We start from the raw sequence: 12,240 nt of genomic DNA on the forward strand, positions 1-12,240 counted from the left end.
GGGGCTCCGATTCTTATTGGGCAGGGCTGGATGGGGGAACCACGACGTCGGCACGCACGGCGTGCACATCGAGGCTGATCTGGTATTCGGTGTATTGGCGTGCCGGCACGTTGAGCACCGTGCGCCACTCGGCGCGGTCCAGTTCGCGATAGCCCACCAGCAGGCCGATCTGGCGGGTGGACGGGTCGAGGTCGCGCTGGATGCTCAATTGCTGGCCGGGCAGGATCACCACTTCGTCCTGGTCGAGCAGGTCGAGGCCGAGGGTCGACTGTGCGCGATCGGCCAGGGCGAAGTAGTCGGAACGGCTGAAGGTGGCGGCGTTTTTCAGTTCGAAAATCCGCACCCGTACCGGGGCTGCCTGGCCATTGGCGCCGGGGTTGAGCCCGGCGATGGCATGGAAATGCAGCTCGACGGCGGCGGTGTCTGCCTCAGCTTCGGCGGCCTCGGGCTTGGCCGCATCCTTGGCACACGCCGTCAGCAGAAGCGCGGTGGCGACTGCGAGTAAAAACCTGGGAATCATCCTGCGTCCTCAATGACGTACTTAGCTATCCGTTGTTCCATGTACTGCGTTGTTAGTGACGCTGTCGGCTGCTGTGCGCTTCGTAGGCACGGCTGAATTCACGCCCGAACAGGTCCTGGAAATCTTCCTGGGCCTCGCGGGAAATATTGCTGTAGAGCTCGGTGAACTGCTGCCAGTACTGGGCCTGGCGCGAGCCGTTGAAAATGCTCGATAGCCCGCCGGGCTTGCCCATGCGCTCTTCGAGCTGCGCCGGTTCAAAGCGCGTCAGCAGGTGCTTGATGGCGGCTTCGACCCCGGCCATGACGGCCAGTTGGTGGGCGCGCAGATCGTCGAAACTGTCGCGCACGGCCAAGTCCGGTGCCATAAACGCCTGATTGCTGTGGCGTAGGAGCAGCAGTAGCGCTTCATCGGCATTCGGGGCGAATTTCAACGGATTGTTTTCCACCGGTTGAATCACCGTCTGCTGCATGCGGAACTCGCCCTTGAGGCTGCTGCGGGCACGCAACACGTCGATCAGGCCTTCGACCATCAGCCGGTAACTGCGGCCGATGCTTTCCATCTGGGCTTCGGCCTGGGCCTTGTCCAGGCGCAACTGATCGAGGCCCGCACCACGCAGGAAGGCTTGCAACAGGTCGGGCTGGCTGGCATCAGCCACCGGGAGCGGGCGCTCGACCTTGGGCGGGTCGATGACCGGCGGCTGTGGCGGTGTTGGCGCCGGCGGTGCAACAGGCCTGGGTGCCGGGGCATCGCCGAACAGATCCCAGTCTTCGGGGATTACTGAGCCCGAGACCACCGGCGCAGGCGGCTCAGCCACGGGCAGCGGTGTCGGCGGGCGGAAGTCGTGCTGCTCGGCCGGCACGTGATCGTGCACGGTGGCCGGCGGTACGCTGGTGGGCGCGAGGAAGTCGAACAGGTCCGGCAGGGTGTCCATCGACGAGGCGCCCTGGAACTGCGGCGCGATCACCGGAGGTGGCGTCGGGGCCTTCACGGCGGCGCCCATCAGGGCTTCGAAACTGTTGGAAGCGTCACCGGTGAAAGACGGGGTATCTGTCACTTTCAGGTTGAAATCGATACGCGCCTGGATCTCGTAATCGCCGATGCGGATCAGTTCGCCGTCCTGCAATGGCTCGCTGCTTCCCCGCCGCAAACGAATACCGGCATGCACTAACTCAACTCCATTAGTGCTGTTATCAGTTAAGTAGTAACGACCATCTTTGTACTGAATAACGCAATGTTGCGTGGAAACAAGACGTTCTGGATCAGGCAGTACCCAGTCATTTTCGGAACCGCGGCCAATAGCCATCACTCCCTGATCCAGGGACTTTTCAGAACACTGGCCAGGGGTAATCTTGTGATAACTAGTGATAGTCAAGCACAGCGACATCTTGCCTCCTTGCTGATACTTCGCGCGCGGCCGTTCCCTGGGAGAAATGCTCCGAGAGATCCACGACAGATCCTTCCAAAACCTTGAAAGCCTGCTTCAACCCGCGTAATTGCTGATCTTAACCGGCCTGTATGACAAAAATCCTGCCTCGGCACCTGCTTCGACTGATCAGTCGCACAAGATGTTAAGCACCGCACATCTGTCATAGAGGGCGAATAGCTTACCTTGACAAGGCATAAGTACTACACCAAAAATGCACAACTTCTTGAACACCAATGATGGCACTTTGAAATCAGCATGATGTCAAAGCGCTAAATAAGACCAAGAAAACATGCAAAGTTCCTCGCGCAACTAATGCATGAGTTGCCCGTCATCTAACGGGCTGATAGGGAGATCGAATTTAGTGGATGTGCCTCTGCTGCTCGCCGCCGTTTCCGCGACTTCGCCCTGTGGCGAAGACTTGGAATATGACGCCGATTACTTGCATCTTGAGCGTGCCGCACAGGGTCAACCCGAGCGCAGCATGGGCGACTCGATCCTGCCTGCCGAACCTCCGGAATGGCGCAGCATCCAGCAGCAAAGTCTCGACCTCCTGCAACGCAGCAAAGACCTGCGCATCACCCATTTCCTGTTGCAAGCCGCCCTCGCCCTCCAGGGCATTGCAGGGCTTGCCGACGCACTCGCGCTGATCAACGCGCTGCTGCGCGAATACTGGGCCGACCTGCATCCGCGCCTGGATGCCGATGACGACAACGACCCCACCGTGCGCATCAACGCCCTCAGCGGCGTGGCCAGCGACGCGAACATCCGCCTGCTGCGTGAGGCCATTCTCACCCGTTCGCGCACCTTCGGGCCCGTCAGCCTGCGCGCCGCGCTGAATGCCAGCGGGCTGCAGAGTTTCCCCGGCGAAAACCTCGGTGCCGAACAGCTTAACGGCGCATTCCTCGACAGCGATGCCGAGCAATTGCAAGCCACCCGCGACGCGCTGAACGCCGCCCGCGACGCCTGTGAGGCCATCGAACAATACGTCAGCGACCAGGTCGGTTCCGCCCAGGGCGTGGACCTCGCCCCCTTGAAGCAACTGCTCAAGCAGGCCGTGCAGATACTTAACCAATACGCCCCGCACAGCGGCGCCGCCAGCGAGCCCGAGGTTGTCAGTGACGACAATGCCCCCTCGGTTGAATACGCCGCCGCGCCCGTTGCAGCACGCCCGACCGGCGACATCGCAAGCCGCGATGAAGTGCTGCGCAGCCTCGACAAGATCCTTGCGTACTACACCCGGCACGAGCCTTCGAGCCCGCTGCCGGTGCTGTTGAACCGAGCAAAGAATCTGGTGCACGCCGACTTTGCGGCCATCGTGCGCAACCTGATTCCCGACGGCATGTCCCAATTTGAAAATCTGCGCGGGCCGGACAGCGAATAAGCGTACGGATCGCGCAGTTACAACACCGTCGCTCAAGCGACCAGGAGCAGCAACGTGGCGAAGCAAAGTTCTCAGAAATTCATCGCGCGCAACCGTGCGCCTCGGGTGCAGATCGAGTACGACGTCGAGCTCTACGGCGCCGAGAAAAAGGTCCAGCTGCCCTTCGTCATGGGCGTGATGGCCGATCTCGCCGGCAAGCCCGCCGAACCTCTGGCGCCTGTGGCCGACCGCAAGTTCCTTGAAGTGGACGTCGACAACTTCGACTCGCGCCTCAAGGCCATGCAGCCACGCGTCGCGTTCCACGTGCCCAACGAGCTGACCGGCGAAGGCAACCTGAGCCTGGACATCACCTTCGAAAGCATGGACGACTTCAGCCCCGCCGCTGTGGCGCGCAAGGTCGATTCGCTCAAGCAACTGCTCGAAGCCCGCACCCAGCTGGCCAACCTGCTGACCTACATGGACGGCAAGACCGGCGCTGAAGAAATCATCATGAAGGCGATCAAGGACCCGGCACTGCTTCAGGCACTTGCCAGCGCGCCCAAGCCTGCAGGGGAGCAGTAATCATGACTGACAATACCGCCCGCGAAGGCACCCAGATCCTGGGTACCACCGAAGAAGCCAGCGAGTTCGCGAACCTGCTGCTGCAAGAATTCAAACCCAAGACCGAGCGTGCCCGCGAAGCCGTGGAAACCGCTGTGCGCACCCTGGCCGAGCAGGCTCTGGCCCAGACCGACCTGGTGTCCAACGACGCGATCAAGTCGATCGAATCGATCATCGCCGCCATCGACGCCAAGCTCACCGCCCAGGTCAACCAGATCATCCATCACCAGGATTTCCAGCAGCTGGAAAGCGCCTGGCGTGGCCTGCACTACCTGGTGAACAACACCGAGAGCGATGAGCAGCTGAAGATTCGCGTGCTCAACATCTCCAAGCCGGACCTGCACAAGACCCTGAAGAAATTCAAGGGCACCGCGTGGGACCAGAGCCCGATCTTCAAGAAGATGTACGAAGAAGAATACGGCCAGTTCGGCGGCGAACCTTACGGTTGCCTGGTGGGCGACTACTACTTCGACCAGTCGCCTCCCGACGTGGAGCTGCTGGGCGAGCTGTCGAAAGTCTGCGCCGCCATGCACGCACCGTTCATTGCCGCCGCTTCGCCAACCGTGATGGGCATGGGCTCGTGGCAGGAACTGTCGAACCCGCGCGACCTGACCAAGATCTTCACCACCCCGGAATACGCCGGCTGGCGCTCGCTGCGTGAATCGGAAGACTCGCGCTACATCGGCCTGACCATGCCGCGTTTCCTGGCGCGCCTGCCGTACGGTGCCAAGACCGATCCGGTGGAAGCCTTCGCCTTCGAAGAAAACACCGACGGTGCCGACAGCTCCAAGTACACCTGGGCCAACGCCGCTTACGCGATGGCGGTGAACATCAACCGTTCGTTCAAACACTTCGGCTGGTGCTCGCGCATCCGTGGCGTGGAGTCGGGCGGTGAAGTCGAGAACCTGCCGGCCCACACCTTCCCGACGGATGACGGTGGCGTGGACATGAAGTGCCCGACCGAAATCGCTATCAGCGACCGCCGCGAAGCGGAACTGGCGAAGAACGGTTTCATGCCGCTGCTGCACAAGAAAAACACCGACTTCGCTGCCTTCATCGGCGCCCAGTCGCTGCAGAAACCGGCCGAATACGATGACCCGGACGCCACCGCCAACGCCAACCTGGCCGCGCGCCTGCCGTACCTGTTCGCCACCTGCCGTTTCGCTCACTACTTGAAGTGCATCGTGCGCGACAAGATCGGTTCCTTCAAAGAGAAGGACGAGATGCAGCGCTGGTTGCAGGACTGGATCCTCAACTACGTCGACGGTGACCCGGCGCACTCCACCGAAACCACCAAGGCCCAGCATCCATTGGCTGCCGCCGAAGTGATCGTGGAAGACGTCGAAGGCAACCCGGGGTACTACAACTCCAGGTTCTACCTGCGCCCGCACTACCAGCTCGAAGGGCTGACCGTGTCGCTGCGCCTGGTATCGAAACTGCCTTCGGCGAAAGGCGCGTAACACCGTCGCTCGTTCCCACGCTCCGCGTGGGAATGCCGCCCGGGACGCTCCGCGTCCCAGTGACGCAGAGCGTCACAAGATGCGTTACCACGCAGAGCGTGGGAACGATCAGCGTTAACAAATTCTGTGGCTCGGACCACACAGGGAGAAAACATGGCTGTTGATATTTTCATCAAGATCGGCGACATCAAGGGCGAGTCCATGGACAAGGCCCACAAGGACGAAATCGACGTGTTGAACTGGAGCTGGGGCATGGCCCAGTCCGGCAACATGCACGTGGGCGGTGGCGGCGGTGCGGGCAAGGTGAACATCCAGGACCTGTCGCTGACCAAGTACGTCGACAAGGCCTCGCCCAACCTGATGATGCACTGCGCGAGCGGCAAGCACATCGACAAGGTCACGCTGACCGTGCGCAAGGCCGGCGGTGAAAGCCAGGTCGAGTACATGATCATCAACCTGGAAGAAGTGCTGGTCACCTCCCTGAGCACCGGTGGTTCGGGCAGCGATGACCGCCTGACCGAAAACGTGACCCTGAACTTTGCCCAGGTGATGGTGGACTACCAGCCACAGAAAGCCGACGGCACCAAAGACGGCGGCGCGATCAAGTTTGGCTGGAACATTCGCTCCAACACCAAACGCTGATTGCCCCTGTAGCCGCCACCCCAAGTGGCGGCTGCAAGCCCCCTGTTCCTCTCGCAACCCGTCCGTGGAGCTGCTTTGGTGGTAACTGAAATTGCTTCCCGCGATCGCCTGCAACCGTCCCTGCTGGACCGGTTGACCGACGATGACCCGACCAATCCCAAGGAAAGCGCCGACAAACGCGTGCTGTCCCTGAGCCAATTGAAAGCCTCGGTGCTGCGTGACCTGACGTGGCTGCTCAACACCACTTCACTGCTCAACGCCGATGCCACGCTGCACACGCCGGCCGGTACGTCGGTGGTCAATTACGGGCTGCCGGCGCTGGCGGGCAACAGTGCCTCCAGTGTCGACATCAGCGCCCTGGAAGCCTTGATTCGACAAGCCATCGCCACCTTCGAGCCGCGCATCCTGCGCCACACCTTGCGGGTCAAGGCACGCGTCGGCCACGGTGAGATGAACCACAACGCCCTGAGTTTCGAGATCGAAGGCGACCTGTGGGCGCAGCCGGTGCCGTTGCGCCTGTTGCTGCAAACCGACCTGGACCTGGAGTCCGGCCATGTGCGTGTGGTCAACGCCGACCAGCGGAGACGCCCATGAACCCGCGCCTGCTGGAGCTGTACAACCAGGAACTGCACCACGTGCGCGAAAGCGCCGCCGAGTTCGCCAAGGAATACCCGAAGATCGCCAGTCGGCTGACCCTGTCCGGCATGGACTGCGCCGACCCGTACGTCGAACGCTTGCTCGAAGGCTTTGCGTATCTCACGGCCCGGGTCCAGCTCAAGCTCGACGCCGAGTACCCGACCTTCACCAACAACCTGCTGGAGATCGCCTACCCGCACTACCTGGCGCCGACCCCGTCGATGACCGTGGTGCAGTTGCAGGCCGATCCCGATGAAGGCTCCCTGGCCAGTGGTTTTCCACTGCCCCGCGACACCGTCCTGCGCGCCGCCTTGGGCCGCGAAACCCAGACCTGCTGCGAGTACCGCACCGCGCACCCGGTGACGCTGTGGCCGTTGCAGGTCGCCCAGGCCGAGTACTTCGGCAACCCGTCCGCCGTGCTCGGGCGGTTGGCCGCCAGCGAACCCAAGGCCAAGGCCGGCCTGCGCCTGACCTTGCGTACCGGCGCCGAGCTGCCGTTCAACAGCCTGGCGCTGGATAATTTGCCGCTGTACCTCAGCGGTGCCGACGAACAACCGTTCCGCCTCTACGAACAACTGCTGGGCAATGCCTGCGCGGTGTTCGCGCGCAAGCCCGGCGGTGACTGGGTTGAACGCCTGCCGCCGGATGCCTTGCGCTCCCGGGGTTTCGACGACGCCGATGCGGCAATGCCGGTGGTGCCGCGGGCGTTCCAGGGCTATCGCTTGCTCCAGGAATACTTCGCCCTGCCCCACCGTTTTCTGTTCGTCGAATTCGCTGAACTGAGCCGTGCAGTCAAACGCTGTGACGGCCAGGAACTGGAACTGATCGTGCTGTTCGACCGTCACGATCCAAGCCTGGAAGGCAGCGTCGGCAAGGCGCAATTCGTGCCGTTCTGCACCCCGGCAATCAACCTGTTTCCCAAGCGCGTGGACCGGATTCACTTGTCCGAGCGGGTCAACGAACACCATGTGATCGCCGACCGTACGCGGCCGATGGATTTCGAGATTCACTCCTTGAGCGGCATCACGGGCCACGGCACCGGGCCCGAGCAACCGTTTTTGCCGTTCTACGCAGTACGCGATCCATCGCGCTATGGCCGTGACCAGGCTTACTACACAGTGCGTCGCGAACCCCGCGTGTTGTCCAGCGACCAGCGCCGCAACGGGCCGCGCTCCACCTATGTGGGCAGCGAAACCTTCGTCAGCCTGGTGGACACCCAGCAAGCCCCGTACCGCCATGACCTGCGCCAACTGGGCGTGACCGCACTGTGCACTAACCGCGACTTGCCCCTGTTCATGAGCGTGGGCAACGGCAAGACCGACTTCACCCTGGCCGACAGTGCGCCGGTCTTGGCCGTGCGCTGCGTCGCCGGGCCAAGCCGCCCGCGCGCCAGCCATGCCCATGACGCCAAGGCCTGGCGTCTGATCAGCCAGTTGTCGTTGAACTACCTGTCGCTGAGCGAGCAAGGCCAGGGCGCCGCCGCGCTGCGTGAACTGCTGCGCCTGTATGGCGACAGCAACGACGCCGCCCTGCAATTGCAGATCGAAGGCCTGCGGGAAGTCAGCAGCAAGGCGGTGACCCGGCGCCTGCCGATGCCCGGCCCGATCGTGTTTGGCCGCGGCCTTGAGATCACTCTGGAATTTGATGAAAACGCGTTCCGCGGCACCGGCGTGTTTCTGCTCGGTGCGGTGTTTGAACGGTTCCTGGCACGCTACGTGTCGATCAACAGTTTTACCGAGACGGTGATCCGTACCACCGAACGCGGCGAGATCATGCGATGGAAAGCCAAGCCCGGACGCCGTCCGACCCTGTGAGTACCCTGGATGCAATGCATCAGGAGCCCTGGGAATATGACTTCTTCCAGGCGCTGCGGCGTATCGAGTGCGAATCGCCGGACTTGCCACGCCTGGGGCATTCCCTGCGCCTGGCGGATGACCCGCTGCGTCTCGGGCAGCAGGCCGATTGCACCTTTGCGCCGGCCACATTGGCCTCGGTCGAACCTGGGGCTGAAGGCCAGCCGGCACGGCTGGAGCAGTTCTTCTTCGGCCTCGGCGGCCCCAACGGCCCGCTGCCGCTGCACATCACCGAGTACGTGCGTGAGCGCCAGCGCAACAACGCCGACAGCACCAGCAAGCGCTTCCTGGATGTGTTCCACCACCGCCTGTTGACTCTGTTTTATCGCGCCTGGGCCGAGGCGCGGCCTACCGTCAGCCATGATCGCCCGGACGATGACTACTGGTCGGCGCGCCTCGCCGCATTGAGCGGTCGCGGCACCCCGAGCCTGCTCAACCAGGGCCTGATCCCCGACACGGCGAAGCTGCATTACAGCGGCCACCTGTCGGCACAAACCCGCTATCCGGACGGCCTGAAGGCGATTCTCGGCGAGTACTTCGGCCTGCCGGTGGAGATCGAAGAATACGTCGGCCAATGGCTGGAGCTGCCCGAACGCAGCCGCGTGAGTGTCAGCGCCAACCAGCTGGGCGTGGACTTTTGCCTCGGCAGCCACGTATGGGACCGCCAGCATAAATTCCGCATTCGCCTGGGCCCGCTGAAGCTCGATGACTACATGGGCATGCTGCCCGGCAGCCAGCCGTTCAACGAGCTGGTGGCGTGGGTCGCCGAGTACCTGGGCCACGAACTGGACTGGGACCTGAACCTGGTTCTGCACCAACCGGAAGTGCCGGCCCTGCAACTCAACGGCCAGTTCCGCCTGGGCTTCAACACCTGGCTCGGCCAACCCGAGCATGACGCCAACGACCTAATCCTGGCCCGGCATTACGCCGAACACGCCAACACCTCAAGGAATCCAGAGCATGGGTGAAATCAGTCGCGCCGCACTGTTCGGCAAACTCAACAGCGTGGCCTACAAGGCCATCGAAGCCGCCACCGTGTTCTGCAAGCTGCGGGGCAACCCGTACGTGGAACTGGCCCACTGGTTTCACCAGTTGCTGCAACTGCAGGACTCTGACCTGCATCGCATTATCCGTCAGTTCAACGTCGAACCGGCACGCCTGGCCCGCGACCTGACCGAAGCCCTGGACCGCCTGCCCCGTGGCTCGACGTCGATCACTGACTTGTCGTCCCATGTGGAAGAAGCGGTCGAGCGTGGCTGGGTCTACGGCAGCCTGATGTTTGGTGAAAGCCAGGTGCGCACCGGTTACCTGGTGCTGGGAATTCTCAAGACGCCCAGCCTGCGCCATGCGCTGTTGGGCTTGTCCGGTGAGTTCGACAAGATCAAGGCCGAAGCCCTGAGCGAACGCTTTGACGAATACGTCGGCGACTCGCCCGAAAATGCACTGAGTGCCAGCGACGGTTTCAATGCCGGTGCAGTACCGGGCGAAGCCAGCGGCGCCATGGCCCCGAGCGCGATGGGCAAGCAGGAAGCCCTCAAGCGCTTCACCGTCGACCTGACCGAACAGGCCCGTAGCGGCAAGCTCGACCCGATCGTCGGGCGTGACGAAGAGATCCGCCAACTGGTGGACATCCTCATGCGTCGCCGCCAGAACAACCCGATCCTTACCGGTGAAGCCGGCGTCGGCAAGACCGCCGTGGTCGAAGGCTTCGCCCTGCGCATCGTCGCCGGCGACGTACCACCCGCGCTGAAAGATGTGGAACTGCGCAGCCTCGATGTCGGCCTGCTGCAAGCCGGCGCGAGCATGAAAGGCGAGTTCGAACAACGCCTGCGACAGGTCATCGAAGACGTCCAGGCTTCGCCGAAACCAATCATCCTGTTTATCGACGAAGCCCACACCCTGGTAGGTGCCGGTGGCGCCGCCGGGACCGGTGACGCGGCCAACCTGCTTAAACCCGCCCTCGCCCGCGGCACCTTGCGTACCGTGGCCGCCACCACCTGGGCCGAGTACAAGAAGCACATCGAAAAAGACCCGGCCCTGACCCGTCGCTTCCAGGTGGTGCAAGTGGCCGAGCCGTCTGAAGAAAAGGCGTTGCTGATGATGCGCGGCGTGGCCTCGACCATGGAAAAACACCATCAGGTGCAGATCCTCGACGAAGCGCTGGAAGCGTCAGTGAAGCTGTCCCACCGCTACATTCCGGCGCGCCAGTTGCCGGACAAATCCGTGAGCCTGCTGGACACCGCCTGCGCCCGCGTCGCCATCAGCCTGCACGCGGTGCCGGCAGAAGTCGACGACAGCCGCCGCCGTATCGAGGCACTGGAAACCGAGCTGCAAATCATCGCCCGCGAGCATGCGATCGGCATCGCCATCGGTGCGCGCCAGACCAACAGCGAAGCGATGCTGAGCGCCGAACGCGAGCGCCTGGCCACCCTGGAAAGCCGTTGGGCCGAAGAGAAAACCCTGGTGGATGAGTTGCTCGCCACCCGTGCGACGTTGCGTGAAAAATCCGGTGTCGTGGACAGCGGCGATGATCAATTGCGTGCCCAATTGGTAGACCTGCAACAACGCCTTAGCACCCTGCAAGGCGAAACCCCGCTGATCCTACCGACCGTGGACTACCAAGCGGTGGCCTCGGTGGTCGCCGACTGGACCGGCATCCCGGTGGGCCGCATGGCCCGCAACGAACTGGAGACGGTGCTCAACCTCGACCAGCACCTGAAGAAACGCATCATCGGCCAGGACCACGCCTTGCAGATGATCGCCAAGCGCATCCAGACCTCTCGCGCCGGCCTCGACAACCCGAGCAAGCCGATTGGCGTGTTCATGCTCGCCGGCACCTCCGGCGTGGGCAAGACCGAAACCGCCCTGGCCCTGGCCGAAGCCATGTACGGCGGTGAGCAGAACGTGATCACCATCAACATGAGCGAGTTCCAGGAAGCCCACACCGTGTCCACCCTCAAGGGTGCGCCACCGGGCTACATCGGCTATGGCGAAGGTGGCGTGCTGACCGAAGCCGTGCGGCGCAAACCCTACAGCGTGGTGCTGCTGGACGAGGTGGAAAAAGCCCACCCGGACGTGCATGAAATCTTCTTCCAAGTGTTCGACAAAGGCGTGATGGAAGACGGCGAAGGCCGGGTGATCGACTTCAAGAACACCTTGATCCTGCTGACCACCAACGCCGGTACCGAGCTGATTTCCCAGGTCTGCAAAGACCCGGCGAACATCCCCGAGCCCGAGGAAATCGCCAAGGCCCTGCGCCAGCCGCTGCTGGAGATTTTCCCGCCGGCGCTGCTCGGCCGCTTGGTGACCATTCCGTACTACCCGCTCAGCGACGAGATGCTCAAGGCAATCACCCGCCTGCAACTCAACCGCATCAAGAAGCGTGTGGAGAACACCCACAAAGTCGCCTTCGATTACGACGACGACGTGGTCGACCTGATCGTGTCCCGCTGCACCGAAACCGAAAGCGGCGGGCGGATGATCGACACCATCCTCACCAACAGCCTGCTGCCGGACATGAGCCGCGAATTCCTCACCCGCATGCTCGAAGGCAAGGCGCTGGCGGGGGTGCGGATCAGCACGCGGGATAACGAATTGCACTACGACTTCAACGATTGACCTGACGGAATGCGATCAAAACTGTGGGAGCGGGCGTGCTCGCGAAGGCGGTGCATCAGTTGATGCATCCAGTGGCTGATTCACCGCATTCGCGAGCACGCCCG

The 12,240-nt window shown here is 62.6% G+C and carries 10 protein-coding genes; 8 read left to right on the plus strand and 2 right to left on the minus strand.

The features are described 5' to 3' along the window. Nucleotides 1-13 precede the first annotated feature (13 nt). Nucleotides 14-520: a type VI secretion system lipoprotein TssJ gene (gene tssJ, locus HX815_RS08670; protein ID WP_003213332.1), complete on the minus strand. Its 507-nt coding sequence runs from the start codon at nucleotides 518-520 to the stop codon at nucleotides 14-16. Between the two features lie 52 nt (nucleotides 521-572). Beyond that, entirely contained in the window at nucleotides 573-1,904 is a 1,332-nt protein-coding gene (gene tagH, locus HX815_RS08675; protein ID WP_177028066.1) for a type VI secretion system-associated FHA domain protein TagH, read from the minus strand. 403 nt (nucleotides 1,905-2,307) lie between these two features. Between tagH and tssA the strand changes: the two genes are divergently transcribed. The 8 genes from tssA (at nucleotide 2,308) to tssH (ending at nucleotide 12,136) form a co-directional block, all read left to right on the plus strand. Next, nucleotides 2,308-3,327 (plus strand): type VI secretion system protein TssA, encoded by a 1,020-nt coding sequence (tssA, locus tag HX815_RS08680; protein WP_003213337.1) that lies wholly within the window; start codon nucleotides 2,308-2,310, stop codon nucleotides 3,325-3,327. Between the two features lie 54 nt (nucleotides 3,328-3,381). Next, nucleotides 3,382-3,888: a type VI secretion system contractile sheath small subunit gene (gene tssB / locus HX815_RS08685; protein ID WP_003213340.1), complete on the plus strand. Its 507-nt coding sequence runs from the start codon at nucleotides 3,382-3,384 to the stop codon at nucleotides 3,886-3,888. Between the two features lie 2 nt (nucleotides 3,889-3,890). Next, nucleotides 3,891-5,387 carry a type VI secretion system contractile sheath large subunit gene (tssC, locus tag HX815_RS08690; RefSeq protein ID WP_003213343.1) on the plus strand — a complete coding sequence of 499 codons (1,497 nt, stop codon included), beginning with the start codon at nucleotides 3,891-3,893 and terminating at the stop codon, nucleotides 5,385-5,387. 153 nt (nucleotides 5,388-5,540) lie between these two features. Further along, entirely contained in the window at nucleotides 5,541-6,029 is a 489-nt protein-coding gene (locus HX815_RS08695) for a type VI secretion system tube protein Hcp (RefSeq protein WP_003213345.1), read from the plus strand. 78 nt (nucleotides 6,030-6,107) lie between these two features. After that, on the plus strand, nucleotides 6,108-6,623 hold the full coding sequence (gene tssE, locus HX815_RS08700; RefSeq protein WP_177028067.1) for a type VI secretion system baseplate subunit TssE: 516 nt from the start codon (nucleotides 6,108-6,110) through the stop codon (nucleotides 6,621-6,623). Then, entirely contained in the window at nucleotides 6,620-8,479 is a 1,860-nt protein-coding gene (tssF, locus tag HX815_RS08705) for a type VI secretion system baseplate subunit TssF (protein ID WP_063033828.1), read from the plus strand. Before tssE ends, tssF begins: the two co-directional genes overlap by 4 nt. Beyond that, entirely contained in the window at nucleotides 8,443-9,486 is a 1,044-nt protein-coding gene (tssG, locus tag HX815_RS08710; protein ID WP_134327536.1) for a type VI secretion system baseplate subunit TssG, read from the plus strand. Before tssF ends, tssG begins: the two co-directional genes overlap by 37 nt. Further along, complete coding sequence (tssH, locus tag HX815_RS08715; protein WP_177028068.1) at nucleotides 9,479-12,136, plus strand: type VI secretion system ATPase TssH; 2,658 nt, start codon at nucleotides 9,479-9,481, stop codon at nucleotides 12,134-12,136. The genes tssG and tssH overlap by 8 nt, the downstream gene beginning before the upstream one ends. Nucleotides 12,137-12,240: the final 104 nt, after the last annotated feature.

This window comes from Pseudomonas sp. E6002 (assembly GCF_013385565.1).
In the GTDB taxonomy this organism is placed as follows: Bacteria; Pseudomonadota; Gammaproteobacteria; order Pseudomonadales; family Pseudomonadaceae; genus Aquipseudomonas.

What these genes read in the sequence shown, in the direction of transcription:
- tssJ (WP_003213332.1), bottom strand. Translation starts at nt 520, where the DNA reads ATGATTCCCAGGTTTTTACTCGCAGTCGCCACCGCGCTTCTGCTGACG.
- tagH (WP_177028066.1), bottom strand. Translation starts at nt 1,904, where the DNA reads ATGTCGCTGTGCTTGACTATCACTAGTTATCACAAGATTACCCCTGGC.
- tssC (WP_003213343.1), top strand. Translation starts at nt 3,891, where the DNA reads ATGACTGACAATACCGCCCGCGAAGGCACCCAGATCCTGGGTACCACC.
- HX815_RS08695 (WP_003213345.1), top strand. Translation starts at nt 5,541, where the DNA reads ATGGCTGTTGATATTTTCATCAAGATCGGCGACATCAAGGGCGAGTCC.
- tssF (WP_063033828.1), top strand. Translation starts at nt 6,620, where the DNA reads ATGAACCCGCGCCTGCTGGAGCTGTACAACCAGGAACTGCACCACGTG.
- tssG (WP_134327536.1), top strand. Translation starts at nt 8,443, where the DNA reads ATGGAAAGCCAAGCCCGGACGCCGTCCGACCCTGTGAGTACCCTGGAT.
- tssH (WP_177028068.1), top strand. Translation starts at nt 9,479, where the DNA reads ATGGGTGAAATCAGTCGCGCCGCACTGTTCGGCAAACTCAACAGCGTG.